The organism is Leptospiraceae bacterium, from assembly GCA_024233835.1.
Classification (GTDB): Bacteria; Spirochaetota; Leptospiria; order Leptospirales; family Leptospiraceae; genus JACKPC01.
The window spans coordinates 140,000-165,066 of the sequence record JACKPC010000001.1 but is presented as its reverse complement, the minus strand read 5'-3'; the positions used below and the strand labels follow the sequence as shown (position 1 = coordinate 165,066).

At 37.0% G+C, this 25,067-nt stretch carries 26 protein-coding genes; 16 read left to right on the top strand and 10 right to left on the bottom strand.

All coding sequences use genetic code 11. The features are described from left to right. Nucleotides 1-56 precede the first annotated feature (56 nt). The 4 genes from H7A25_00750 to H7A25_00735 all read right to left on the bottom strand — a co-directional run bounded on the left by H7A25_00750 (nt 57) and on the right by H7A25_00735 (nt 5,506). Complete coding sequence (locus H7A25_00750) at nt 57-596, bottom strand: phosphopantothenoylcysteine decarboxylase (GenBank protein MCP5498406.1); 540 nt, start codon at nt 594-596, stop codon at nt 57-59. Further along, entirely contained in the window at nt 589-1,929 is a 1,341-nt protein-coding gene (locus H7A25_00745; GenBank protein MCP5498405.1) for an HlyC/CorC family transporter, read from the bottom strand. Before H7A25_00745 ends, H7A25_00750 begins: the two co-directional genes overlap by 8 nt. Before the next feature lie 163 nt (nt 1,930-2,092). Next, nucleotides 2,093-4,714: a hypothetical protein gene (locus tag H7A25_00740; GenBank protein MCP5498404.1), complete on the bottom strand. Its 2,622-nt coding sequence runs from the start codon at nt 4,712-4,714 to the stop codon at nt 2,093-2,095. A gap of 183 nt (nt 4,715-4,897) precedes the next feature. Then, a complete protein-coding gene (locus H7A25_00735) occupies nt 4,898-5,506 on the bottom strand; it encodes a hypothetical protein (GenBank protein ID MCP5498403.1) in 609 nt (202 codons plus the stop codon). A 91-nt stretch (nt 5,507-5,597) separates the two neighbouring features. Here H7A25_00735 and H7A25_00730 point away from each other — a divergent pair, with 91 nt between their 5' ends. The 8 genes from H7A25_00730 (at nt 5,598) to H7A25_00695 (ending at nt 10,825) form a co-directional block, all read left to right on the top strand. Further along, nucleotides 5,598-6,680, top strand: a complete 1,083-nt coding sequence (locus H7A25_00730; GenBank protein MCP5498402.1) for a hypothetical protein — start codon at nt 5,598-5,600, stop codon at nt 6,678-6,680. 362 nt (nt 6,681-7,042) lie between these two features. Continuing rightward, nucleotides 7,043-7,579, top strand: coding sequence for a translation initiation factor IF-3 (locus tag H7A25_00725; protein ID MCP5498401.1), 537 nt, complete (start codon nt 7,043-7,045; stop codon nt 7,577-7,579). 23 nt (nt 7,580-7,602) lie between these two features. Then, complete coding sequence (gene rpmI, locus H7A25_00720; GenBank protein ID MCP5498400.1) at nt 7,603-7,806, top strand: 50S ribosomal protein L35; 204 nt, start codon at nt 7,603-7,605, stop codon at nt 7,804-7,806. 3 nt (nt 7,807-7,809) lie between these two features. Then, nucleotides 7,810-8,163, top strand: a complete 354-nt coding sequence (gene rplT, locus H7A25_00715) for a 50S ribosomal protein L20 (GenBank protein ID MCP5498399.1) — start codon at nt 7,810-7,812, stop codon at nt 8,161-8,163. A gap of 23 nt (nt 8,164-8,186) precedes the next feature. Then, entirely contained in the window at nt 8,187-9,020 is an 834-nt protein-coding gene (locus tag H7A25_00710) for a hypothetical protein (protein MCP5498398.1), read from the top strand. Nucleotides 9,021-9,027: 7 nt separating this feature from the next. Next, the gene (locus H7A25_00705; GenBank protein MCP5498397.1) at nt 9,028-9,348 is read left to right on the top strand and encodes a cell division protein ZapA; all 321 of its coding nucleotides are present in this window, start codon (nt 9,028-9,030) and stop codon (nt 9,346-9,348) included. A gap of 173 nt (nt 9,349-9,521) precedes the next feature. After that, nucleotides 9,522-9,851 (top strand): TonB-dependent receptor, encoded by a 330-nt coding sequence (locus tag H7A25_00700; protein ID MCP5498396.1) that lies wholly within the window; start codon nt 9,522-9,524, stop codon nt 9,849-9,851. A 2-nt stretch (nt 9,852-9,853) separates the two neighbouring features. After that, entirely contained in the window at nt 9,854-10,825 is a 972-nt protein-coding gene (locus tag H7A25_00695) for a KpsF/GutQ family sugar-phosphate isomerase (protein MCP5498395.1), read from the top strand. A gap of 40 nt (nt 10,826-10,865) precedes the next feature. On the opposite strand, the gene H7A25_00690 is transcribed toward H7A25_00695, so the two are convergent. The 5 genes from H7A25_00690 to H7A25_00670 all read right to left on the bottom strand — a co-directional run bounded on the left by H7A25_00690 (nt 10,866) and on the right by H7A25_00670 (nt 14,310). After that, nucleotides 10,866-11,282, bottom strand: a complete 417-nt coding sequence (locus tag H7A25_00690; GenBank protein MCP5498394.1) for a DUF2147 domain-containing protein — start codon at nt 11,280-11,282, stop codon at nt 10,866-10,868. A gap of 97 nt (nt 11,283-11,379) precedes the next feature. After that, nucleotides 11,380-11,610, bottom strand: coding sequence for an adenylate/guanylate cyclase domain-containing protein (locus H7A25_00685; protein MCP5498393.1), 231 nt, complete (start codon nt 11,608-11,610; stop codon nt 11,380-11,382). Between the two features lie 45 nt (nt 11,611-11,655). Then, nucleotides 11,656-12,657: an adenylate/guanylate cyclase domain-containing protein gene (locus H7A25_00680; protein ID MCP5498392.1), complete on the bottom strand. Its 1,002-nt coding sequence runs from the start codon at nt 12,655-12,657 to the stop codon at nt 11,656-11,658. Between the two features lie 8 nt (nt 12,658-12,665). Then, complete coding sequence (locus H7A25_00675) at nt 12,666-13,244, bottom strand: hypothetical protein (GenBank protein ID MCP5498391.1); 579 nt, start codon at nt 13,242-13,244, stop codon at nt 12,666-12,668. Nucleotides 13,245-13,290: 46 nt separating this feature from the next. Continuing rightward, a complete protein-coding gene (locus H7A25_00670; protein MCP5498390.1) occupies nt 13,291-14,310 on the bottom strand; it encodes an aldo/keto reductase in 1,020 nt (339 codons plus the stop codon). Between the two features lie 188 nt (nt 14,311-14,498). Here H7A25_00670 and hrcA point away from each other — a divergent pair, with 188 nt between their 5' ends. Genes hrcA through H7A25_00640 form a run of 6 tightly spaced genes read left to right on the top strand, consistent with a single transcriptional unit; the run spans nt 14,499 to nt 20,760 of the window. Next, complete coding sequence (gene hrcA / locus H7A25_00665; GenBank protein ID MCP5498389.1) at nt 14,499-15,542, top strand: heat-inducible transcription repressor HrcA; 1,044 nt, start codon at nt 14,499-14,501, stop codon at nt 15,540-15,542. Between the two features lie 22 nt (nt 15,543-15,564). Next, nucleotides 15,565-16,182, top strand: coding sequence for a nucleotide exchange factor GrpE (gene grpE, locus H7A25_00660; GenBank protein ID MCP5498388.1), 618 nt, complete (start codon nt 15,565-15,567; stop codon nt 16,180-16,182). Between the two features lie 24 nt (nt 16,183-16,206). After that, a complete protein-coding gene (gene dnaK, locus H7A25_00655) occupies nt 16,207-18,129 on the top strand; it encodes a molecular chaperone DnaK (GenBank protein MCP5498387.1) in 1,923 nt (640 codons plus the stop codon). Between the two features lie 2 nt (nt 18,130-18,131). After that, the gene (dnaJ, locus tag H7A25_00650; protein MCP5498386.1) at nt 18,132-19,241 is read left to right on the top strand and encodes a molecular chaperone DnaJ; all 1,110 of its coding nucleotides are present in this window, start codon (nt 18,132-18,134) and stop codon (nt 19,239-19,241) included. Further along, a complete protein-coding gene (locus H7A25_00645) occupies nt 19,242-20,210 on the top strand; it encodes a Gfo/Idh/MocA family oxidoreductase (GenBank protein ID MCP5498385.1) in 969 nt (322 codons plus the stop codon). After that, on the top strand, nt 20,200-20,760 hold the full coding sequence (locus H7A25_00640; GenBank protein ID MCP5498384.1) for a YqgE/AlgH family protein: 561 nt from the start codon (nt 20,200-20,202) through the stop codon (nt 20,758-20,760). Before H7A25_00645 ends, H7A25_00640 begins: the two co-directional genes overlap by 11 nt. A 16-nt stretch (nt 20,761-20,776) precedes the next feature. Here the strand turns inward: H7A25_00640 and H7A25_00635 are convergent, their stop codons facing one another. Then, the gene (locus tag H7A25_00635) at nt 20,777-23,206 is read right to left on the bottom strand and encodes a response regulator (protein ID MCP5498383.1); all 2,430 of its coding nucleotides are present in this window, start codon (nt 23,204-23,206) and stop codon (nt 20,777-20,779) included. A gap of 184 nt (nt 23,207-23,390) precedes the next feature. Between H7A25_00635 and H7A25_00630 the strand changes: the two genes are divergently transcribed. Together H7A25_00630 and H7A25_00625 are read left to right on the top strand one after the other, a co-directional pair. Next, the gene (locus H7A25_00630; GenBank protein MCP5498382.1) at nt 23,391-23,615 is read left to right on the top strand and encodes a hypothetical protein; all 225 of its coding nucleotides are present in this window, start codon (nt 23,391-23,393) and stop codon (nt 23,613-23,615) included. Between the two features lie 138 nt (nt 23,616-23,753). Next, nucleotides 23,754-25,067: a hypothetical protein gene (locus H7A25_00625; protein ID MCP5498381.1), complete on the top strand. Its 1,314-nt coding sequence runs from the start codon at nt 23,754-23,756 to the stop codon at nt 25,065-25,067.

Genomic DNA, 25,067 nt, shown 5'->3' with positions numbered 1-25,067 from the left:
ATTACAAAAATGATATGAATCAAGATACTTTTGTAAACTGAAATTTACCCTTTCGCTTATTTTTTTGGATATTTAGAGAGTATTGCTTTTTTAATTTTTTCGACATCTGCCAGTTTGCCCGGACCAAAATCTCCGCAGGCAACGATTCCTTCTTCCGGTTCGACTATAAGAGCTCCATCTTCTTTTAAAGTTTTTAGATTCCTTTGTACCGCAGGATGAAAGTACATGGCAGGGTTCATGGCCGGGGCAATAATTGTTGGACATTGGAGGGCAAGATAGGTAGATCCTAAAAGTCCATCCGCAATTCCGTTTGCCAGCTTACCGATGGAATTGGCTGTAGCCGGAACAACTGCAAAGACTGCTGCTCGATTTTTCATTTCTATATGCGGCATTCCGAATTCATATTCTTCAATTCCTACCGGTTTTCCACTCAGGGTTTCAAAAGTAATTCTGCCTATAAACTGTTGTGCATTTTCTGTCATGAGCACCCGAACCGAATACCCATCTTTAACCAGGAGACGGATTAATTCACAGGTTTTATAAGCAGCGATTCCCCCGGTAACAGCAATTAAAATTTCATTCTGATTCTCAGTCATACTCTTCCTGGATAGGTACTACATTTACCGGTGCAAAATCATAACGGATATCGATTATTTTATTCCCTTCCATTTTTTCCACCGTCAGGCTTCCTGTTTTTATGGTTACCATACTTCCTTCTCTGGGCATATCCTGATGCTTTTCTAAGAAGAGGCCGGCTATGGTTCTAACATCTTTGTATTCTTCCATGTCTTCTCCTTCAAGGATATCACTCAATTCACTTAGTTCAGCCTCACCGGAAATCACAAAGGAATTGGGTTTCATATCATGAATGGGAGTATCCTCTGCATCATCGGTCTCATCTTCAATGGAGCCAAATATTTCTTCTATTATGTCCTCCAGGGTTAGAAGGCCGGCCACACCTCCGTATTCATCTACTACAATAGTCATGTGTTGCTTGGCTGAACGCATTTTTTGAAGGATATTTTCCAGAGATAAAGTTTCCGGGACGAATACCGGGGTTTGCATAATCGATTGAATGGTTGCATTGCGATTTCGTTTCGGATTTTTCAACCATTGAAAATAGGATTGCACGTGGATGATTCCAACAATATTATCTATCGTTTTTTCAAATACAGGATAACGAGAAAAATTATTCCTGGCAATTGTATCCACAATATCTTTAATTTTAACATCGTAAGAAATCCCTTCCATCACGGTTCTGTGGGTCATAACTTCCCTTGCTTCCTTGTTAGAAAATGCGATGGTTTTTTGGATAAGTTTTAAATCCGTATTTTCCAGGTTTTTCTGCTTATTATGTTCTTCCAGTAGTAACTTTAGGTCTTCTACTGAATGTGTATTAGGAGTTACTTCAGGTAATTGTAAAACCCCCAGAAGACGGTTTAAAAGAAATTTTACAATAAATGTAATAGGCCAAAATAAATAATAAAAAAAGAATAAAGGCAGGGAGAGTTTTAAAGCCATGCTTTCCGGGTTTCGCATCGCAAAAGACTTGGGGAGGGTTTCTCCCAAAATAACATGCATGAAAACAATGATTACCAGGGCAAAGGCAATGGAAATCGAATAGATGCTTGATGAAGGAATCGTAAGTAATGGATACTTTTTCAGAATTACCTGAACCAGATGAGCCACAAATTCAACCGATAGCCAGCCAATGAGAAGGCTGGAAATCGTGATTCCTACCTGACAAACGGCAAGAATATCATTAATCTTACCCAGGGCCTTTTTGGCTACAAGAGCGAGGGGTTTATTTTCTTTGATAAAATCTTCAATCTTAGAGGGTCTTGTGGAAACAAATGCGAATTCGCTGGCTACGAAAAAACCATTCATAAAAAGGAGGAGCAGGATGATAAAAAAGCCAAAGGTTAACATTTACAATTAATTCCGCCAGGTTTCCCTAAAAAAGAGTAATCCTATTTGTTTGCAAGTGTTCTAATCTACATAAGTTAAATTTATTAATGTTCAATACCCCCCATAATTTATTATTCACCTTAATAAGCTAATTCTTTTTCTGTCAAGAATTTCCAAGAAACCCCTATTGCATCGTTCGAGTAATAGAAAGTACCTGATACCCTGTTTGTCTGGCTTGCTCTTGAAAACGTATCCAGTCTTCTTCCTTTTGAATCGGTTTTTTCATAATTTCTAAAAGCTCAAGAGAATTCTTACTTTTTTCTAAAACCGGAATATAATACAAATGATTCACTCCCTTCTGAAACCAGAAATCCGTCCAGTCATAAAAATCGGGTGTGAGGTGCAGTTCCTTCTGAATAGGAAGGCTTCGATAAGTTGTTAAAAGGCTTTCCGGTACAATTCGATAATCCATCCTTCTTTGTAAACGCTTAAGGGAAATCGTTCCTTCTTTTCCACAATTCCAGGAATAATCTCCTTTTCTTTCAGTTGCCGGTTCAAGAGGAAAATCCCAGATATGCAAACGATGCTTATCCGGGAAAAGCCTGGTTCCTTCAAAATAATCAGGACTCAGGTATTTAATAGTCGGGAAGGTTTCTGTTCCGCATAGTCCGGAAATAGGTGTTAAGGTAAATTTTTTTTCGGAAGTTGAAGGGTTTAAAAAAGAGTAAAAAAGGCCCACAGAAGCGTGTTTATACTTCAAGGAAATGATTCGATATAAATCCATTCCTTCCCTGTTAAAAAAGATTTGAGCTTTAAGTTTATCTTTAAGGAAGGCTACCGAATCAAGGGCTGACAGGATCACAGACTCATTTTCCCAGTCTTTTTTATTTTTTACAGTGAGAGTCCAGTTTCCGCTTTTTCCGGAAGGCTTATAACTAAATATATAAACTTTATGATTATGCTCGAGAGCTGCAAGGAAAGGAAGTTTTATTTTTTTTAACACCTTGCTATTGATTTTATTTCTTGATGGAATGAGTTCTGTTGCTTTTTTCCGTAAAGTAGTCCAGTTTCCTTTTAAAAATTTATTATCCTGGGAAGGTTTCATGCCTTTGTATAAGCGAATTCTCTCATTTACTGCTACAATCTGTAAAAGACCTTTATTAATAATGGGATTTGTTTTAATTTTTGAAGCTTCATAATTATAAATCAATTCAAAAATATCCTCAATACGGTTCTTTTTGCGGTATTCTTCGATACACCTATTTAAGAAACCCTCTATATTATAGGATGAACTTACATAATTTTTTAACATCATCACGTTTTCATTAATTTCTTCCTGGTGCATTAAAGAAAGGAGATGGGGAATATTTTTATAAAAAAGTCCTCTCTGCCCCCTCAGAGACTTTGAAAGATAGAGTCCCTGTTGACGAAGCCATTCTGAAGTAAACTTTAAATCAGATTTACCCAGAATCCCATAGCTTTTTGTGAATTGAATGACTGCCCGTCTGTAGGAATTCGTTTTAATATGGGTAAAGCCATTTAAAATAGTAGCTGCGTATTCTACCCGTTTCCAACCCTTACTCTGGGCCTGATAAATTATTTCATTTGTTATTTTTTGGGATATTTCCGGTCTATCCTGAAACATAATCTGTGCAATCCGCAATTTAATGAATAGGTCATCTTCATTCAAACGGGTGCCGGTTTTAATTTTACTTAAGGCGAGAATTGCCTGAGAAGCCGATTTTGACTTCCAGATAGAGACAGAAATCAGGTCACGGGCACCGTTTACAGAAAGAACTCTATCATAAAAAGGATTACGCATTCTTTTTCCCCAGTATTTCAGGTTCAAAGAAAGATAGTATTGTAAAGAACGACTATAGTCCTTTCGCAGATAAGAAATCGCTCCCAACCTGAGATAAAGGGAGTTCTTCAGGTATTCTTTGGTTCCGAGCTGGGCAATGGCTTCATTCAGGGTAGATTCTGCTTCCAAAAGAGCACCGGAGAGAACCTGGTAAAAAGCCAGACGTTCATAGGAAATGACATTAAAAAAAGAAGAAAGTTTCTCGGAAAAAATAATACTTTGTTGGAAGAAGGAAGCTTCGTATGCAAAACCTAGATACGCAAGTCTCGGACCCAGGTTGTAAACCAACCTGTCCAGGAAATATACATAAGAAAGGGAGGGAATTTCAAAAAAAGGAGCCAGGATTCTATCGAGGTTTAAATAATTTCGTTCAAAATAACTCGACTCATTTTCTACAGCTTCCAGGCGAATTCGTAATCGAGCTATATTACAAAGCATGAAATACGGGTGTTTTGGACTACAACGTAAGTCTGAGACCTGTAAGCCTTTTTTGGAACTTCGATCCAGTAGCATCTGTTTAATAGCTAAAGCTAGAGTTTTGAGATACTGATTGTTTTCTAAGGAAATATAATCATCTAATTTTTTCTTTGCACTGTTATTGTCATTTCTATCTAAAAACCAGTTAGCGGTAATGAAGGTGTCTGCCAGTTTTAGATCATCCTTTTGGGTTCGTATGATATACAGAATATTGGCCAGTCCATCTTTATCATTTTTATTCAGATAATATTCAGCGAGGAATAAAGAAAATTGAATTTTTTCTTCTACAGTAAAGCCTTCAGGAAAAGCTTTCAAAGGGATTTGGTTATCAAATACTTTTTTATCCCCCTTAAAAAGGGCTGCATTTTTGCCTTCTAATTTCCAATAGAGGAAATCATTATCTGGAGCAGCCGAAAGAATAGAAACAAACAAAAGTAAAAAAAGAATGATTATGTAAAATTTCTTCATAATAGTTATAAACTAATCTTTGTGATACAAAAAAAGGTATTAGAAAGAGGAGAAAATGAAATCTATAAATGTATCGCTGTGTTCCAATGAATAATACTTTCCGAAATTAATAAGCTCCGATCTTTATAATTGATAATACCTCTTTCTTGCAATCATAAAATCTGGTTTTAGTGTTAGGATGAACTAAAATACAGGTATTTTTAGCTTATCTTTTATCTTGATTGAAATATCATCGATAACGAATATAATTTCTTTCTCTTTGGAAGTATTTATTGAGGGCTCATATTGAAAACCTAAAAAAACAATTTTTGAAGAATTTCCAAAGGAATCATCCAGTTGGGGAAATTTTCCTGAGACAGGAATTTCTATCTGTTTCCAACCTTCAAAATTTAAAGAACAAGCCGGTATTTTTTTTCTTTCACCATTTTTTTCCTGCAAAATTAGAGATAATTCCCCTCCGGATGAGTTGCTATAAATATTCAGGGTAAAAGTCTCCAGTTTTTCGATAATTTGAGGAGGATTTTTCCACTGAATTTTAAAAGGATACTGGCGAATGGAAGAAGGCAGGCGGACAAAAAGTGCTTTCTCTGAACTGATGTCCGGACTTGTAAATAATGTACTGAGAGAGAGTTCCGGTGCTTCTTGAAACGTATTCGGAAGTGGAATTCTCGCAGGAAGAGTATCTGTTTCAAAATCAAAAAGTTTACGGGTCTCTGTATAGGGAGCGGAAAAAATAGAAAAACTAAACCAGAAAAGTGAGGTAAGGGATAATAAGTGATGAAATGTTATCATAAACTTTTGTTACTATTATCGTCAATTCTTGACATAGTTTAGAGCCCTCTGAATAATGGTAATACTGAATACATAAAAAGGAGAGAAATGCGTGAAATTCTCTAAATACCTACTGATTCAAATCTTAGTTTTACTGTTTACCACCGCCCTTTTTGCTGAGGAAAGTGCTCTTGAAAGCAACAAAAAGCCTATTCCTAATGAAGGAAGACTGACTGAGGCTGTTGATGCTCTCGAAAATGCAAAAAGTGAAAATGATTCCGTAAAAGGCTCCCGTGAAGGAAGCAGTACTGCTAAAGATGAGAATACAACAACTGATACAAATGGTGCTCCCGTAACTACTACAACTTCTACTATCTATGTAAACTCCAGAACAGCATTTGAAATTTCTGCTGGGGACAAAGAAACTAAAGTAGATTATATTGAATATAAAATCAATGGTGGTGACTATCAGAAATACACCAGCCCTCTTTACCTGCCGGCTGAAGGCATAACTACAATCGCTTACAGAGCGGTAGATATCGTTGGAAACAAAGAAGCTGCAAAAGTTCTCTCTGTTACTGTAGATAATACTCCTCCTACTACTTCTGTAAAACCTGTAGAGAAAATTTTTGTAAATGAAGATACAAAACTGGCATCCTTAAATGGAACGTATAAAATTATTGCAGAAGATAAAGTTTCCGGTGTAGATAAAGTTTTCTATTCCGTAAACGATGGCCCAAAACAAGAGTATACAGGCCAGCCTATCAAATTAACTAATGGTGGACCGACTACCATTAAAACTTCTGCAATTGATAAAGCAGGAAACGAAAGTGATGAGACTTCTTATGTGATTAACGTAGACAATGTTGCTCCATCTGTTAAAATTGTCGAGTCTCAACCTCTTATTAACGTGGATGGTAAATTTTACGCCAAGAAAGGCACTACTTTCAGCGTAAAAGCAGCCGATGTTGATAGTGGAATTAGCAAAATTCTTGTAAAACTGGATGGAGAACAAGAATTTACTTCGTTTGCTGATCCGATTTCTTTTACAACCGGTGGTGAGCACACTATCGAAGCAAAAGCTATTGATAACGTTGGAAATGAGAGCCAGCCTGCTGTTATGAAAGTTATGGTTGATGTTATGCCTCCTTCTACTCTTATCAAAGCAGAAGCAGCAGCAGAACCTAAAAAATAATCAATTCTCCAAAAAAGTTTTTGAGAAAGGCCGGAGTGAAAACTCCGGCTTTTTTATTCATATACATATTTTTAGAATGAATCTGAGTTTGGGACTTGCAGAAAGAAAAAAAAATAAGAATAGGAAAGGTTTTTCTTTAAATCTATTGAAATTTTATTGCTTTTTTTCTCTTAAAACTTAGAGTACAAGGTAAGCCTTCCTTTTTTAGAAAACTTAGCGGTTCATTTTCGAACTGCCGGATTTTTTGAGGGGGAGAATAGTACAAGTAAAATTTAATTTTTTGCTTTTAATTATTAAAACTGGAAAAAAACTTGAATTAAGTAATATTTATGAAATCGTGGAGATTTCTATCTGGAGAGTGAATGCACAAAAGGTCCAATAAAAGTAATGAAAAAATAAATGTACCGAAAATTAACGAACAACTTTCTATTTATCCAAAGGTAAGGCTTGTTACTGAGGCCGGAGCAGAGATTGTTAGCTACGATATTGCCATACAAAAAGCAAGAGAAGCAAATCTGGATCTCGTTGAGGTTTCGTCTTCGCAAGAAATACCTGTTTGTAGGATAATTGATTACGGAAAATACCGTTTTGAGCAGATAAAGAAAATAAAAGAAGCTAAAAAACGCCAACATACGATTACAATCAAAGAGATAAAGATTCGACCGAGGATAGATAGTCACGATTATGAGATAAAAAAACGGCAGGCTATAGATTTCCTGGGGAAAGGAGATAAGTTAAAAATTACACTCCGCTTTAAAGGTCGTGAAATGGCTCATACTGAAATTGGAATGACTTTAATTTCCAAGTTAGTAGATGAGTTGAAAGAATATGGAGTTGCTGAGAAATCTCCCAGCCAGGAAGGGCGTGCAATTGTTGTACTAATTAACCCAAAAACATAAAGACAGGAAGGATACAGGAAACAATGCCTAAATTAAAAACCAATCGATCCGCTGCGAAGCGTTTTAAATTTACAAAAAGTGGAAAAGTAAAGAGAGCAAGTGCATTTATGAGGCACATTCTTTCAAAAAAATCTCCTAAGAAGAAAAGAACTCTTAGAGGTACTTCAGTTCTTAGCGAATGCGACGAAAAAGAAGTAATCAAACTATTGCCTTATGGAGGGAAATAAGGAATGGCAAGAGCAATAAACGGAACCATACATAAAAATAGAAGAAATAAAGTCTTAAAAGCTGCTAAGGGGTTTAGGGGCGGAAGATCAAAGCTTTACAGAACTGCAAAAAGTGCAGTGATGAAAGCTGGCCAATGGGCTTATCGTGATAGAAGAGCTAAAAAAAGAGAATTTCGCGCACTCTGGATTATCAGAATTAATGCTGCTGCCAGAGAAAATGGAATCTCTTATTCCAGGTTAATGGCGAATCTGAAAAAACTGAATATTGAACTGGATCGAAAAGCGCTGGCTACACTGGCTTACACTGACAAAGAGGCCTTTGCTGCTCTGGCCGAGAAAGCAAAACAAGCAGCCTAAAAACTTAAACCCAGGAGTGAGCTATGATCGAGCTCGAAACCATTGAAGAATTAGAATCAAAGATCATTAAGGCTCTGGAATTAATTTCAGACCTTAGGATGGAGAATAGTCGCTTAGAATCCGAAAACGAAACCCTGCGAGCGGAACACGACGAAATGAAACTTGCAATGGAAGAAAAACAGGGCGAGCTCGGAAAGGTTAAAAACCAGTTATCTGAGACGGCAAATGAGCTTTCCGACTTAAAAGCCAGAGAAGAACAGTTAGATAAGAAGATTAACAGTATGCTTCAAAGACTGGAAACTCTGGCGAATTATAAAAACCTTGCTGCGTCTTCAGCCAAAAAGCAAGAGGCCGTGACGATTCCCTCAGAATCCAAACCGGAAAAAAAAGTCGAGGAAGTTAAAGCGGAACCAAAAGTTGAAGAGAAAAAAGAATCTTCTTCATCAGCGGGAGTAATTGCAGCAACAGCCGCGGTTGCAACTGTTGCTACTGCCGTAGCTTCTACAAGTACATCTTCTGTAGAAGAAAATGAATATTCCAATACTTCCAATCTGGAAGATGAAGAAATTGTCTTGATTGATGAAGATTTCGATGAAGTTCCTGTCTCTCCTCCAGAAATTAAAAAAGAAGAGAGCTCTGAACCTGTCGCAGAAGTGGCTCCTGTCGAGAATAAGGTAGTAACTCCTGTTGAAGAGGTTAAAAAGGATGAAAATACAGAATCATCTTTAAAAGTTCAGGACCTGGATGACGATTTGGATGCAGACATTATTATTGATGAAAGCGATGATGATGCAATCGATGTGTTTGACTCAGATGATGATGATGACTTCTTGATAATCGAAGAAGAAATCAAGTAAGGGGAACATGGCAAAGTCCCTTAAAAAAACTATTGTTGAGATCTTCGGATCGCAATATACCATAAGCGGCGATATGGAAGAGGATTATATCCGCCATCTCGCTGATTATGTCCATGAAAGAATGAGCGAGTTATCAAAAGCACTTCCTTCAGCAAAAGAGAAACAACTCGCTGTTCTTACTGCTTTAAACATTGCTGACGAACTATTTCAAGCCGAAGAAGAACTAAAACCTAAAGATGAAATTCCCCCGCTTTATGTAGAAAAAACCAGAAAATTGATTATGCTTCTCGATAAAGGCCTGATAGGGGAAGACGGGAAAATTAATTAATCTTTCAGGAGATGAAATTTCGGTATTCATTTCTTTTTTCTATTTTAATTCATTTTGTTTTGTTTTTTTTCCTTTCTAATTTTCACATTCCTTCTCCTCTGAATTCTGATATTGAAATTCCTATAAAAAAAGGCTTCTCTGCGAATTTGAACGTTTTTAAAAAAAAATACAGAATGAAACAAATGAATTCTTTCGCTAAAGGAAATAAGGATAAAAACTCTTCGGAAAAACAAGAGGAAGGAAGTCCGGAAGAGGAGGTTCGGAAAATTCAAAACAGAATTTCTTATCCTCCGGAAGCCCTTGAGCAGGGACTGGAATCAGACTGCGAATGGATGGTGAAAGTAAACGACAGAAGAATGGTTGGAGAATTGAAGAATCTTCGGCCCTGTCGTTATAAGGTGTTTGAACAAACGTTTCTATCTGTTATTTATACCTGGAAGTTTAATTTACCTTCGGGAACTATTTTAAAAATCCCCATAAGTTTTGAAATCGAAGAGAGGTAGTCATGGACGAAATTTTTAAAAAAATTCAGAAAGCAATTCATATCGAGATCGAGGCCCTGGAACATTTTCATCGTAATTTAAGTCCCGAAGTAAGCCGGGCCATTGAAATGATTCTTCAGTCTTCCGGAAAGCTTATTTTGACAGGAGTAGGAAAGTCCGGAGATATTGCTAAAAAAATTTCCTCAACTCTTTCTTCTACCGGTACCAGCTCGGTTTTTTTGCATCCAACTGACGCTGTACATGGAGACGCCGGTGTTATCCAGGCCAATGATATTGTAATGGCTATTGGAAAAAGTGGAGAAAGCGACGAACTTGTATTTTTAATTCAAACGGTTAAAAAGATTGGAGCAAAGGTTATTTCGATTACTGCTAACCCGGAATCACGTCTTGCCCACCAATCAGATATTACTCTGGTTACACCTGTATTAATGGAAGCCTGCCCCTATGATCTGGCTCCGACCTCCAGCACAACTATTGCCCTCGTTCTTGGGGATGCAATGGCTATGACTTTAATGGAGTTGAAAAATTTTAAAGAAGACAATTTTGCTCTCTATCACCCTTCCGGAAGGTTGGGAAAACGCCTGAGTTTACAACTGTCTGATGTTATGAGAAAAGCGGAAAAGCTGGCTTATGTATATCCGGATGCAGAATTAGAAGACATTATAAATGAAATCTCTCAAAAGTTTATGGGAGCAACTGCGGTAGTTGATGAGCATATGAAACTTTTAGGTTTCATTACAGATTTTGATATTAGAAAATGTATTCAAAAAGGAAACCTGAAAGCAGACTTAAAAGCCAGAGAAATCATGACCTTGAACCCTATTTCTTTTCCTATTGAAGGGAAAGCTTATGATGTTCTTCTTGAAATGGAAGGGAGGGAAAGACCTATTTCTGTGGCACCGGTTATTGACAGTGAAGGAAAACTTGCCGGAATTGTTTTACTGCACGATCTTTTACAGTATGGATTGAAATAAATCCCAAGGTGTAAAAACACCCTGAGATTTTAAGGAAAAATTAATTGCAATTACCTTCTGCAGGAAGCCAGGTCTGGGTTCTGTAGAAAAAGCCAAGGTAACCTCTAACTTTTAAATTACCACCTTCTTTCCATATTTTTAGTTTATAGGTTTTACCGGATTTTGGATCCAGGATACTACCTGCTTTATCACCCATTTTCATTCCGCTAATAATTTGCATTCCTTGAATGGGCTTATTTTTTTTACTTCCCTTACAGGCTGTACATTTAGCTGTTGGATCTGTTAGTAATTTTTTAATAGTTCCTGTACCAGCTGCCTCATCAAGTTCAACATAAGATTTGGCTTTTCCTTTGTCTTCACCTTCGTCACCAATCGTTTTCCAGCAAGAATTCGCGAAAACCGAGTTTGTAAGGAAAAAAGTAGCACTTAGTATCGCAACTCCAAAAATTTTCTTCATAATTAACCTCTTCTTTTTTTTAGTATAAAAAAAGTAATGAATGAAATATAAAAATCAAGTAAAATAAAAGAATAATTTTGATTAAAAATAAAAAAAATTAAAGAATTACCCTGTATCCTCTTATCTGTTTGGATTTTCCTTTCAATGAAATATCACCAATATCCTCCAGGACGAATTCTCCGTTCAGGTGTTTCTTTGTTTCTTCGGAAATAATGATTTCAGCTCCTACCGTTTTTGTATAGCTTTCGAGACGGGAAGCTGTATTGACGGTATCACCAATCGCTGTATATTCCATTCTTTGAGAAGAGCCTATATTTCCGACAATCACCTCTCCCGTATGGATACCGATTCCAATTTGAATGGGAGGTTTATTTTAAATTTGTCGTATCAGGTTGAAATCACTAAGTTTTCGAATCATATCAACAGCTGTTTTTACTGCATTTTTCGGAGCCAATTCAGTTACAAGAGGGGCTCCGTAGATAGCCATAATTCCATCTCCGATAATCTTATCCAGACTACCCCTATAATGGAAAATAATCTCGATCATATCATTAAAATAAGAATTTAAAAAATCTACAATTTCTTCGGGATTACTTTCTTCTGACATGGTGGTAAAGTTTCGAATATCTGAAAACAGGATGGTGGCATAATATTTATTACCACCGGTGGATATATCAATCTTCCCATTCAGGGCATCTTCGGCTACCTGCGCGGGTAAAAACCTTTCCAATAGTTCCTGTCGCTTACTTTTAACCAGAATGTTTCTTAAACGGATGGAGATATAAGCGGAAAGAGGTACCATTAAAAACAGGGAAATGAAAAATATATTATTAGCCGGTTTATATAAACCATAATCTAAAAAGAGTTTTTGAAAATCAGGATATACAAATAGTTTTTGAATGGAATATATATAGGAAATACAAAGTAAAATACCTGTATAAATTAAGCTGGATGGATTGAAACGGAGAATGCCTATGATCAAAAGAAATGTAGAAATAAGTGAAAAAACGAGAGAAAAAAGAGTTTCAGGAGGAACGTTTATATAGCCTGCAATTTCATTTGGAATAATATTCGAATAGATAAAATAAGATAAAGCAGCCACATCAAGACTGATATAAAAAAACTTTATAGCCCGATTGTAGAATCTGTAATACTTCTCTTTCCAGAAAAATTGTATTTCTATGTAAATACCGAGTGCGAGTAAGAAAATCAAGTAAGAAGGGATTAAGGGTATATGGAATAAACCTTTCAGGTGATAGTGCTTGGCGATATTTACAAGAGCCAGAAAACCGATGAAATAAAGACGAATAATACTGATAAGCTTTTCGGCTTTATACTCTTCTTTTAACATAACTTCTTTTTCTTTTCGATTCATATTTTCCCTCAGGTTTCTTTTTTTTGAAATACCTTATAAACCATATCTAATTTACCGTGGGTGTAAACTCGAATTTCTATTACATTACTTTCTTCCAGAGAAGGAAAACTCATTTTTCCATGATATAGTCCATCTTTATAATTAATCCATCCGGCATAACTTCCTTCCGGCCAGTAAAGTACCCAGGTTCCTTCTTTTCGGTTTTTTTTATTTCTTTCACCGGATTCCCATTTTAGAAAATCATAATTAAATATTACATCAGAAGGAAGGTTGGCTGGTTTTATCTTCGGTGGCAGGGGGGTTACTTTATGTCTCGAATCAAATGGTTTATGAAGATAACGTCCATTCCAGCGACCGTTTTTGTAGTATGTAATCTCAAAGCTATTATCTTCATCGACTCCCTCGGAAATAAGTTCCCCCTGCTCATTAAATGTTTTCCAGCTATACTGAAATCCCTTAATTTGAAATTCATAACGGTTTTTGGGAGAAAAGGCCTGTTTTTCTTTAATACCTTTTTCTTCAATAGAGAATAAGGAGGGAGAAAAGAGAGCAAACAAATAAACTAAAATTAAGCTTTTCGCATTCATACTTCTATTTTCGGCGAAAAGCTTTCCGGCTAAATATGCGTCTTACTTAACCCATAGGATAGGGAATCTTTTTGGATACATCATCAATTTTCTTTAGTACTTCTTCAGATAAAACAATGTCTTTCGCTTTCAGGCTATCGTTTAGCTGTTCGGCTGAGGTAGCACCTACAAGTGTTGAGGCTACAAAATCATGTTGCTTACTCCAGGCGATGGCGAGAGTAACGAGACTGATTCCTAACTCTTTGGCTATTTTCATTAGCTCATTCGTAGCAATAACTGTTTTTTCGTTTAAATAACGTCCGGCCATGCTTCTCTGTCTTTCAGTCGGAGCCTTGGCATACTTGGTAAAACGAGCAGTGGGAGGAGGGTTCTCCACGTTGTATTTCCCACTTAAGACCCCTCCGGCCAGGGGGGAATAGGCCAGAAGGCTTACATTTTCTTTGCGACAGATTTCAGCCAGGGAATCCTCAAATCGTCTGTTTAGCATACTAAAATTATTCTGAATCGTTTCGTAACGCGTTAGTCGAAATTTCTCAGAAGTCCAGAGAGCTTTCATGAGACCCCAGGGTGTCTCATTACTACAACCTACATAGCGGACTTTTCCGCTATTCACCAGTTCACTTAAAGCATACAGTGTTTCTTCGTACATCATATCGGGGTCAGGCCAGTGAACCTGGTAAAAGTCGATATAATCGGTACCCAGTCTCATCAGACTTCCCTCAACAGCTCGAATAATATTGTGTCTGTCAAGCGCCGTTTTACCGGAACGCACGGGGGGAATGAACCAGCCATGCCCCGGACCACAAACTTTACTGGCAAGGATAATAGAATCTCTTTTTTTGGTTCTCATCCATTTGCCAACAATTTCTTCGGTTCGGTATACCCATTTCTCATCCGGTGGTACCGGGTAAATCTCAGCTGTATCAAAAAAATCCACTCCCGCATCAAAAGCTTTATCCATAATTTTAAAGCTGTTGGCTTCATCAGAAGAAGAGCCAAAAGTCATGGTTCCAAGTCCTATTTCAGAAATTACAATGGCAGCTTTACCGGGTCGTCTTTTTTTCATATTCAGGCACCTAATTTATAATTATGTCGTATTAAAAACAGGAAATCGTATGGAGTCAAGAAGAAAAATCTTTCAGTCTAAAAGGATTTGTTTTCGTTTTTTAAAAATGTACTTGACAAAAATTAATGGAAGAGCAAACTTTTTTGTAGTTTAGCACTCTAATAGTATGAGTGCTAAAAGTAGAGACCATGAGCTTTGTATCGCAACGACACAGATTAATTCTGAAGGCCCTTATAGATGATTTTGTAATGGATAATCGACCTGTAGGCTCGAAGACACTTTCTGAAAAATACAATATTGGCCTTTCTCCGGCCACCATAAGGAATGTGTTTCGCGACCTTGAAGAATTAGGTTATATCAATTCCAGGCATCATTCCGGTGGAAGAGTTCCAACAGAATCAGGTTTTAGGTTTTATATTGATAGCCTGGTATCTCTTTATGAGCTTACCATCCTCGAAAAGCAAAGAATCCAGGAAGAATATCTGAAGTATCAGTTTAAGCTGGATCAGATTTTAAATGCGACTTCGAGGGTTTTATCCAGACTTTCTCAAAAAGCCTCTGTTGTACTGGCACCCAAGAAAAATCAGGATACTCTTAAGCATGTTGAATTAATACACGTAAGCGGAGAGGAAATTCTCGCTATAGTGGTCACTCGTTCCGGCGCGGTAATCAATAAAAATATTTTTGCCAATCAAAATATTTCTCAGGAATCTCTTTATAAAATTTCAAGATTCTTGAATGAAACAGTAAAAGGTTTCGAAATCGATTATATATTCAATGAATTTATGGATGAATTAAAGCAGAAACAGGAAAGGGAGATCCCTTCCGAGATTTATCCTCTTATTGATAATATGAAACATGCTTTTGGAAGCGAGCTTAATTTTGAAACAGAGTTATATATCGGAGGTTTAAAAAATCTCTACGATAATTTCAAGGATGACGATATCAGCCATATGGAAAGTGTCCTCGCCCTTTTGGACAATAAAAGCTTATTAAAGCAAATTTTCAGCCAGTATATAGAATCTGATGATGTCTCGGCATTTGTGGGCGGGCAGGAAGATTTGGAGCTTAATGGGGTATCGATCATTGCCACAAGTTATAAAATGGGTGATAAGCGAATCGGTTCTATGGGCATCATCGGTCCGAGGCGAATGAATTATAACAGGGCCTTAGCTCTGGTAGATTATACATCTATGATGGTATCTGAAATGGTAACACGTATTAGCAGGTAAGAATTTTTAGGAAGGGAGAATAATGTCAGAAAACCAGAACACAACTGAATCTGAAGAAAAAAACACCAAAGCAGAAAATGGGGATAATGGTTCTTCAGAAAAAAAAGCATCAAATGGAAGTGAGGAAGTTATCCAGACAGAAGAAATTCAGTCTAATACATCAAATACTTCTTCAGATGAGTTGCAAAAAGCGAATCAGGAAATCGAAAAGTTAAAGGACTCCTGGGCAAGAGAAAGGGCTGAGTTCCAGAATTACAAGAGAAGAACTGCGGCTGAGTTTGTAAATATCAGGCGGGAGTCAGTGAAAAACTTTGTACTAAAATTGCTTACTCCTATGGATAATCTCGAAAGGGTTAGCCAGCAGAATGTTTCGGATGATGTTAAACCTTTTCTGGATGGAGTACAAATGATAAAAAAAGAAATTTATTCTGTATTTGAAAAAGAGAATATTTTTCGGGTTCAACCTATAAATGAACCTTTTGATCCCATGACAATGGAAGCCATAGCCGCTCTTGAGTCAGAGGAATATCAGGAAGAGACTGTCATCGAAGTTTATCAGTCTGGTTTTGAGTTTCGTGAAAATAGTGAAACCATGCTAATTCGTCCATCTCGAGTTCGAGTGGGACGACCAAAAAATTAATTTTATTAGGGAGAATAGGAATCTATGTCAAAAGAGAAAATCATCGGAATTGACCTGGGCACAACAAATTCATGCGTTGCTGTAATGGAGGGTGGAGATGCTGTAGTAATACAGAATGCGGAGGGTGCAAGGACAACTCCTTCGATTGTGGCATTTACATCCAAAGGAGAAACACTGGTAGGGCAATTTGCAAAAAACCAGGCAATCACAAATGGGGCCAATACAGTTCGCTCTGCAAAGCGTTTCATTGGTAGACGTTTTAATGAAGTTAATGAGGAATCCGGTAGAGTTTCTTACAAGGTAATCCGAGCAGGAAACGATGGTGTTAAATTTCAAACTAATCAGGGAGAATTTACTCCTCAAGAAATTTCAGCCCGGATTCTACAAAAAATGAAAAAAACAGCGGAAGACTTTTTAGGTCAAACCGTTACAAAAGCTGTAGTCACCGTTCCTGCTTACTTTAACGATGAGCAAAGACAGGCTACGAAAGACGCGGGAAGAATTGCCGGCCTTGAAGTAGAGAGGATTATTAACGAGCCTACCGCAGCTGCTTTAGCTTATGGTTTTGATAAAAAGAAAGAAAATGCAAAGATAGTCGTTTATGACCTCGGTGGTGGAACTTTCGACGTAAGTATTCTTGAGCTTGGAGATGGAGTCTTTGAAGTAAAATCTACAAATGGAGATACCCACCTTGGTGGAGACGACTTTGATGATACTATCATGGACTGGATGGTGGATGAGTTTAAAAAACAAACAGGCATTGATATCAGCCAGGATAAAAATACGATTCAGAGACTCAAAGAAGCAGCGGAAAAAGCTAAAATCGAACTTTCCGGAACCTCTTCTACACAGATAAATCTGCCATTTATCACAGCTGATGCAAGCGGTCCAAAACACCTGGATATGACTCTTTCCAAGGCTAAATTTGACCAGCTAACCAAACCTCTGGTAGAAAGAACCCGAATTCCCTGTGAAAATGCTCTAAGAGACGCAGGTTTAAGTCCATCTGATATAGATGAGGTAATTCTGGTAGGTGGTTCTACAAGAATTCCCGCAGTTCAAGAGCTGGTAAAAGGTATATTTGGAAAAGAGCCCAATAAATCTGTAAATCCGGATGAAGTTGTTGCTGTAGGTGCTGCCATTCAGGGAGGAGTTTTAGCCGGAGAAGTTACAGACGTTCTTCTTTTAGATGTAACACCTCTTTCTCTGGGTATAGAAACTCTGGGTGGAGTAATGACCCGTTTAATTGAAAGAAATACTACCATTCCAACTAAGAAATCCCAAATTTTCTCTACTGCTGCTGATAACCAGAGTGCAGTGAGTGTCCATGTGTTACAGGGTGAAAGAGAGATGGCCAAGGACAACCGTACACTCGGTAGGTTTGACCTGGTAGGAATACCGCCGGCCCCCAGAGGAGTTCCTCAAATAGAAGTAACCTTTGATATCGATGCGAATGGTATTGTGCACGTTTCTGCCAAGGATTTAGGTACAGGAAAAGAGCAAAAAATTCGTATTGAATCCTCTTCCGGTCTATCCGAAGAAGAAATTCAAAAAATGGTAAAAGAAGCAGAAGCTAATGCTGAATCCGATAAACGATCCAGGGAAGTTGTAGAATTAAAAAATGAGATTGAATCCTTAACCTATCAATTAGAAAAAACTATTTCAGAAGCTAAGGATAAGATTCAACCGAATGATGCCCAACTGGCAGAGGATGAGATCAAGCGAGCAAGAGAAGCTGTTCAGAGTGATGATCTGGCAAGGCTCCGTTCCACAAAAGAGTCTTTGAATAATATTGCTTCCAAAATTGGCTCAGCGGTTTATTCACAGGCCGGTCCTGAGGCTCAACAACAGGGTGCTCCTTCCGGTAATGATAATGCAAAGAATAATTCCGGTGGAGAAAAAGTGGTGGATGCAGACTATACTGTAGTAGATGATGATAAAAAGTAGAGATGAGTGAACAGAGTTATTACGAGATACTGGGAGTTGCGAAAAGTGCTTCCGAAGATGAAATAAAAAAAGCTTATCGAAAGCTGGCTATAAAATATCACCCTGATAAAAATAAAGGTGATAAGGCAGCCGAAGAAAAGTTTAAGGAAGCAACGGAGGCCTATGAGGTTCTCCGTGATCCCGAAAAGCGGAGAATGTATGACCAATTTGGTAAAGCCGGCGTAAATGCCGGTGGAGCCGGGTTCGGTCAGGGTGCCTATACCGACTTTTCCGACATTTTTGGAGATTTTTCCGACATTTTTGGAGACTTTTTCGGTGGTGGACGGGGCCAAAGAAGACACGGGCCCAAACGGGGTAGCGATCTCCGGTACAATCTTGAAATATCTCTGGAAGATGCTGCTCTTGGAAAAGAATACAAAATTGAAATTCCTCGCTTAGAAACCTGTCCCGATTGTAGCGGAAGTGGGGCAGCTAAAGGGGCTCAACCCAGTGCCTGTCCGGATTGCGGCGGAACCGGACAGGTTCGAAGGACTCAGGGGTTTTTCTCCATAGCTTCTACCTGTGGCAGGTGCGGAGGACGTGGTTCTATCATAACCAATCCCTGTAGAACCTGTTCCGGCCAGGGAATGGTCGAAAAGCGGAAAACCATTAATATTAAAATTCCACCGGGCGTGGAATCTGGAAGCCGCTTAAAAGTAAGTGGTGAAGGCGAAGCAGGACCCAACGGGGGACCATCCGGGGATCTGTATGTCGTAACCCATATCAAGCGTCACCCAACTTTTGAAAGACAGGGAAATGATCTGGTCATGTCAAAAACCATTTCAATGGTAACGGCCTGTCTGGGTGGAGACATCGAAGTGCCTACCATTGAAGGGAAAAACATAAAAATGAAAGTTCCGGAAGGAACAGAACCGGGTCAGGTTTTCCGTCTTAAAGGACATGGCATTCCTTATCTGGGATCTTATGGGAAGGGGGATCAGCATGTCGTTATAAAAGTAGAAATACCTAAGAAATTGACCAAACGTCAGCGTGAACTCTTAATGGAATTTGACCAGGAGAATGATCCTTCTCTTGCGGGTGGATTTTTTAAAGGTGGCTTTTTTAAAAAGTAAATGGAAAAACTAAAACTTGGAATTATAGGTACAGGTCATATGGGCCAGTACCATGTTAACGTCGCAAACCAATTAAAAGATGCTATACTGTCCGGGATCTATGATACAAGCCCGGTAAGAGCTAATGAAATTGCTTCTAAATACGATACACTGGCGTATAGCTCTGTAGAAGAAATTCTGGATAATTCGGATGCTCTTATTATTGCAGCTCCTACATTTTTACACCATGAAATAGCCAAACGTGCCCTTCTATCAGGCAAGCATGTTCTGGTAGAAAAGCCAATAGCTGAAACTGTAGAACAGGCAAGAGAGCTGGTGCGAATTGCTTCCGAAAAAGGCCTTATTTTTCAGGTCGGACATGTAGAGAGATTTAATGGTGCTATTTTAGAATTAAATAAAATAGCAGAAGAACCTATTTTGATTGAATCACGCAGACTTGCTCCCTTTAACAATCGCATTCGTGATGTTGGTGTTGTCCTGGATATGATGATTCATGATATTGATATTGTTCTGAACCTCGTCAAATCCAAAGTCAAATCTCTTTCTGCTATGGGAACCAGCGTTTTTTCTGAGCACGAAGATGTGGCAGCTACCATTATGCAATTTGAAAATGGTTGTGTTGCTAAAATTTCTGCTTCCCGTTGTACCCAGTCAAAAATTCGAACCTTAAATATATCTCAAAAAGATTCTTATATAGAACTGGATTTTGCTGATCAAGAAATTCAATTACACCGTCAGGCCAGTTCTAATACCCAATTAGCTCCGGATTCGATTCGCTATAAGCAGGAGTCAATTGTTGAGAAGATTTTTGTTCATAAAGATAATCCTTTAAAGCAAGAACATGAGCATTTTGTAAATTGTATTCTTGGAAAAGCCACTCCTCTTGTTGGGGGAGATAAAGATATAGAAACCCTGGAAATTGCACACAGGATTTTAGAACAGCTTAAAGCCAATAAAAATGCCGGATGATTTTCATTCTTATCAGGGAAAACTGCTTATTTCCAATTCAAGTATAGTAACGGATGCGTTTCATAAGTCCGTTATTTTTATGATTGAACATGATAAACAGGGTGCATTTGGCCTTGTTGTAAATAAGAAAACAGAAAGAAAACTATTTGAATTAGTACCGGCTCTTCCTTTTGAGTATTCGTATGATGTTCCTATATTTTGGGGAGGACCGGTGGATCATACCTTTGTTTCTATTCTCCACGATCATTCTTCTGCCATTGATCCGGGAATCGAAGTTATACCTGGTGTATATATTAGTAGAAGTTTTGAATTACTTAACCACATCATTAAAATCAGAGGTTGCCATTTTATTATTCTTCAGGGTTATTCCGGCTGGGGTTCCGGGCAATTAGAATCGGAGTTTGAAAGGAAGTCCTGGGCAAGCCATGAGGTTAAACCGGAATTTATTTTTAGCGATACTCCGGAAACAATCTGGAAAGAATCTTTAAAAAGCAAGGGTGGAATCTATAAGTATTTTGCTGAACATACAAAAGATCCTATGTTAAACTAATTTTTCTATTCACCTTTTATAGCCACTTATTCAGGATTTGAGTAATGGTTTCCATCTTTATCGGTTTGGTTATATAATCATTCATTCCAGCTTCGAGACAATGCTCTTTTTCCCCTTTTATTGCTCCGGCAGTAATGGCGATAATTGGAATATGTTTTTGATTATTTTCTATCCGCCTGATCTCAGTAGTAGCTTCATAACCATTCATTTCCGGCATCAATATATCCATAAAAATTAGATCTGGTTTTTCCTGCCTGTAGATTTGGACTGCTTCTTTTCCGTTTTGAGCTTCTAAAATATGTGATTTGGGAAAGGTTTCCGAAATAAATAAGTTTAAAAGCATCATGTTAAAGGGTGTATCTTCTGCTATAAGAATCTTACAAAATCTATCCTTTTTCATATTTGGAGATGAATTAGAGAGGTTCGAATCCATTATTAGAAAATCACTTTTTTGGAAGTTTAGTAATTTGGAATATAAGGAATTTATATTTATAGGCTTATTCAGGCTAAATTGTATTTGCAATACATTTAAGTCTTCCGAAATAATAGAACTATCTGCTGAATTATGCATCAGGGCAATTTTAATGTCTTTCGAACTTAAACATAAATCATTTCGAATTCTGTAGATAAGCTCAAGACCATCGATAGGAGACATATGGTAATCAATAAAAAGATAATCATATTTTTTATTTCCTTCTTTTAAAATAGATAGTGCTTCTCTACCATTAGAGCACTCTTCTGAAGCAATACCTATAACCAATAACAACTCAGCTAATATTTTGCGACAACTTTCATTATCATCAATAATTAATACTTTTCGAATATTTTCGATCTTTTTAAATTCAATTTTATCTTCATTTACGTAGGGTAGCGTAAGAGTAAAATAAAAGCAACTCCCCTTTCCTTCTTCACTTTCCAATTCCAGGTGTGAACCCATCTTTAATAGAAATTTATTACTTATAGGTAAACCTAAGCCGGTACCACCGCGTCTATCACTTGAAACTGATTGAGCCTGATAAAAAACCTTATAGATTTTTTTTTGCTCTGCTTTTGGAATTCCAATTCCGGTATCGCGAACATGAAATGTTATACACATTTCTGTATCACTTAAAATTAGATATGTAACTTTAAGTTCAATTTCTCCCTTATCGGTAAACTTCATTGCATTTCCTAAGAGGTTTAATAAAATTTGGCGTAATCGAAGGGAATCTACCCAGACAAATCGGGGCAAGTCTGATGGAACATTCAAAAGGAGTTCTATTTGCCTTTCGTATTGTTTGATTTTTATAACGTCTATAGCTTCTTCAAGAAGTTCGATAATATCAATTTTTTCATTGTATAAATCTAATTTACCTGCCTCTATTTTTGATAAATCTAATATATTGTTTATTAAGGAATGTAGAGAGTTTGCGGAAGATTGTACGATTTTAGCATATTCAAATTGGGTATGAGAAAGCTTGGTTTTTAAGAGCAGTTCGGTAAAACCTATCACTCCATTTAAAGGAGTTCGTATTTCGTGGCTCATATTTGCAAGAAAATCGCTTTTTGTCTGGTTAGCGGCTTCTGCTTTTTCTTTTAAGTCTTTTAACTTATATTCTGTTTTTTTTTGTTCTTCTATATCCTGAAAAATGCCAAATATTCTTACACACTCTCCATCAATTCTCTCGGATTTACCAATAGTTCTAACCCAGCGCTCTTTACCCTTAGCTGTTAGAATTTGCAACTCTTCTACATAAGGTATCCCTAAATGAATCAGTCTATCTACAATCTCTATAATTTTATTCCTATCATATCCTTCTTTGTAAAAAAAAATAGCAGTATTTAAATCCGGTACATAATCTTTATCTACTTCATGAATCTCTTTTGTAACATCCGACCAGTATAATTCCTTTGTTTTTAAGTTTAATTCCCAGCCCCCTACACGGGCAACACGGCTGGTTTCTTCCAGTAACTGTCGTGTCTTTTCAAGCTCATAGGTTTTTCGTTTTAGAGCAATTTCAATTGTCTTTTGTGCAGTAATATCATGAATAATGACGATATTTTTATTCTGATAGGAAACAATTCTTGCTTCGTAGTATTTAATGTGTTTATTAATTTTTAAGTCATATTCAATATATTGAATATTATCATTTGCTTTTAAATTTTTAAAAGCACTTATAATTTTTTGGGATAGTTCGGGAGGGAAAATATCTTCTACACGTTTTTGTAAAAATTCCTCGGGTTTGAAAAGTAGTAATTTTTCATCCTGAATATGATAATCAATAAATCGTTCATCTTCATCAAAAATAAATATGATATCCGGAATGGAATTTAAAAAGATGGAACTTCTTTCATACTTCTCAGTTTCTTTTTGTATGAAATCCTGCATTGTATCAAACAGGCGTTGATTTTCTATTTCAAGTTTCTTTACAACTTGCGTATAAAAAGATATAAGTCTGTCTTTCATAATTTACTCTTTGAATTCCTATAAATAAGTATAAAACTATAGTGAAAAAAAACAAGAAGTTTAACTCCTAGGATAGTGAGCCTTCATATTTCCTAAAAACAAGCGAGTCACTGATGGCTTAGAGAAGAAAACAATCCGCTAAGTCTTTAAATATGGTACAATTTATGCTTGATATATTTGTATTATGAATACTTTAGAAACCTATCAAAACGAATTAAACAAAACGATTCAATCTCTAAACGAATCGTATAGAAGGGCCGGTTTTGACCCCGGAAAAATGAATGAAATCGAAGAAGGCTTGATTCCAAAGGACCTGAAAGAGAGAAAGAGGAGGATTCTGGAAACAATGGAAGGACTTAGAAGGAAGATAGCAGTTCTAAAAAGTGTAAATAAAAGGCAAGCTGCATAAAATATAATCTTTTTGCTTGGTAAGTATTCAGATTCCTGGATCTTGATAATTTTAAATATTAAAAATTTCAGGTTCTGAAAAGATATTTACAATAAAAGATCGAACCTGCAATATACATCTGTAAGGAGTATAGTTTTTATGGCAGCAGGTGGTATGATCTTTTTAGGCCTTTGCCTGGTTCTTTCGGCTTTGATTATTATGTCCGTTAGAATTTACCAGGTCAGGCCTGATTTTGTTTTTAAGGTACTTCGATATTCTCTTCTGGTTATTTTCTGGCTGATTTTTGGAGCTATTTCGGTAGCTATCGGATTTCGAATTTCAGATAGACACCAGTCTACCTACAGTAGGAACTCAAAAGCAGTCATTGATATCTGGGGTGGAAACATCTACCAATCTCCACCTTCTTTAACCTATAACGATTATGAAATCCAGGAAGTCGAAAACAAAAAGACAGGAGAACTTCAAAAACGCAGAGTATTAGTAAATCCAAATATAGGATTCCATGCACAAACACTACAAATAAAAATTGATAAAAATGTAAGACAAAAAGGATTACTAAAGTTTCCGGGCTATGATTTACTTTTTTCGGGTGAATACAAACTAAAAAATACCTTAAAAAGAACGGAAAATTTGAACTTTTACTTCGAACTACCGCAAAATGCAGGTAACATAACAGACATAGTGGTGATCCTGGATGGAAAAGAATATACAGAAGATACAAACCTGGCAAATGGAATCAGTTGGTCTAAAGAAATGCAAGCCGGAGAAGAAGCTACTTTTCTAATTAAGTATAAAGCCCAGGGAACCGGCTACTTTAGCTATACGCTGGGAAATGTGCAGAAAGAAATTAAGAATTTACTAATAAATATACAAACTGATTTTGAGGATTATATTATACCCGAACGGGCTATGGTTCCGACACGACAGGCTTCCGACGGAAAAATAAGCAAAATAGAGTGGTCGAGCAAAAATTTAATTACCGGTCAAAGCGTAGCTTTAAAGTTTCAACTCTCAGATGACTATGGTTCCATTGCAGCCAAGTTATATTTCTATGCTCCTCTTTCCCTTTTCTTATTCTTGTTTTTGATTCTTCTTGTCACTGTAGCAAGAGAAATTAAGCTACACCCCATGCACTATCTTTTTATTATAGTGAGCTTTTTCATTTTTTACCTTTTAGGTTCTTATATGATAAGTTATATCGGAGTTATTCAGGGAATTATAGCCTCGCTTGCTGTATCTACCGGAATTCTACTATATTATATATATCTAATTGGTAAATCTGCTGAATTATTGCAGACTGTAGCAGGCTCTGCTATTATTTTTCAATGGATTTTTTCGGTAGCCTTTTTCTTTCCGGAGCATACCGGTTTTACTATTACCATTTCAACAATATTATCCTTTATTGCCTTGATGAAAATTACAGCCAAAACAAACTGGGAGAATAAGTTCTAA

Excerpts from the sequence above, each read along its gene's own strand:
- H7A25_00750 (MCP5498406.1), bottom strand. The coding sequence starts at position 596 with ATGACTGAGAATCAGAATGAAATTTTAATTGCTGTTACCGGGGGAATC.
- H7A25_00745 (MCP5498405.1), bottom strand. The coding sequence starts at position 1,929 with ATGTTAACCTTTGGCTTTTTTATCATCCTGCTCCTCCTTTTTATGAAT.
- H7A25_00740 (MCP5498404.1), bottom strand. The coding sequence starts at position 4,714 with ATGAAGAAATTTTACATAATCATTCTTTTTTTACTTTTGTTTGTTTCT.
- H7A25_00735 (MCP5498403.1), bottom strand. The coding sequence starts at position 5,506 with ATGATAACATTTCATCACTTATTATCCCTTACCTCACTTTTCTGGTTT.
- H7A25_00725 (MCP5498401.1), top strand. The coding sequence starts at position 7,043 with ATGCACAAAAGGTCCAATAAAAGTAATGAAAAAATAAATGTACCGAAA.
- rpmI (MCP5498400.1), top strand. The coding sequence starts at position 7,603 with ATGCCTAAATTAAAAACCAATCGATCCGCTGCGAAGCGTTTTAAATTT.
- rplT (MCP5498399.1), top strand. The coding sequence starts at position 7,810 with ATGGCAAGAGCAATAAACGGAACCATACATAAAAATAGAAGAAATAAA.
- H7A25_00710 (MCP5498398.1), top strand. The coding sequence starts at position 8,187 with ATGATCGAGCTCGAAACCATTGAAGAATTAGAATCAAAGATCATTAAG.
- H7A25_00705 (MCP5498397.1), top strand. The coding sequence starts at position 9,028 with ATGGCAAAGTCCCTTAAAAAAACTATTGTTGAGATCTTCGGATCGCAA.
- H7A25_00700 (MCP5498396.1), top strand. The coding sequence starts at position 9,522 with ATGAAACAAATGAATTCTTTCGCTAAAGGAAATAAGGATAAAAACTCT.
- H7A25_00695 (MCP5498395.1), top strand. The coding sequence starts at position 9,854 with ATGGACGAAATTTTTAAAAAAATTCAGAAAGCAATTCATATCGAGATC.
- H7A25_00690 (MCP5498394.1), bottom strand. The coding sequence starts at position 11,282 with ATGAAGAAAATTTTTGGAGTTGCGATACTAAGTGCTACTTTTTTCCTT.
- H7A25_00680 (MCP5498392.1), bottom strand. The coding sequence starts at position 12,657 with ATGAATCGAAAAGAAAAAGAAGTTATGTTAAAAGAAGAGTATAAAGCC.
- H7A25_00675 (MCP5498391.1), bottom strand. The coding sequence starts at position 13,244 with ATGAATGCGAAAAGCTTAATTTTAGTTTATTTGTTTGCTCTCTTTTCT.
- H7A25_00670 (MCP5498390.1), bottom strand. The coding sequence starts at position 14,310 with ATGAAAAAAAGACGACCCGGTAAAGCTGCCATTGTAATTTCTGAAATA.
- hrcA (MCP5498389.1), top strand. The coding sequence starts at position 14,499 with ATGAGCTTTGTATCGCAACGACACAGATTAATTCTGAAGGCCCTTATA.
- grpE (MCP5498388.1), top strand. The coding sequence starts at position 15,565 with ATGTCAGAAAACCAGAACACAACTGAATCTGAAGAAAAAAACACCAAA.
- dnaK (MCP5498387.1), top strand. The coding sequence starts at position 16,207 with ATGTCAAAAGAGAAAATCATCGGAATTGACCTGGGCACAACAAATTCA.
- dnaJ (MCP5498386.1), top strand. The coding sequence starts at position 18,132 with ATGAGTGAACAGAGTTATTACGAGATACTGGGAGTTGCGAAAAGTGCT.
- H7A25_00645 (MCP5498385.1), top strand. The coding sequence starts at position 19,242 with ATGGAAAAACTAAAACTTGGAATTATAGGTACAGGTCATATGGGCCAG.
- H7A25_00640 (MCP5498384.1), top strand. The coding sequence starts at position 20,200 with ATGCCGGATGATTTTCATTCTTATCAGGGAAAACTGCTTATTTCCAAT.
- H7A25_00635 (MCP5498383.1), bottom strand. The coding sequence starts at position 23,206 with ATGAAAGACAGACTTATATCTTTTTATACGCAAGTTGTAAAGAAACTT.
- H7A25_00630 (MCP5498382.1), top strand. The coding sequence starts at position 23,391 with ATGAATACTTTAGAAACCTATCAAAACGAATTAAACAAAACGATTCAA.
- H7A25_00625 (MCP5498381.1), top strand. The coding sequence starts at position 23,754 with ATGGCAGCAGGTGGTATGATCTTTTTAGGCCTTTGCCTGGTTCTTTCG.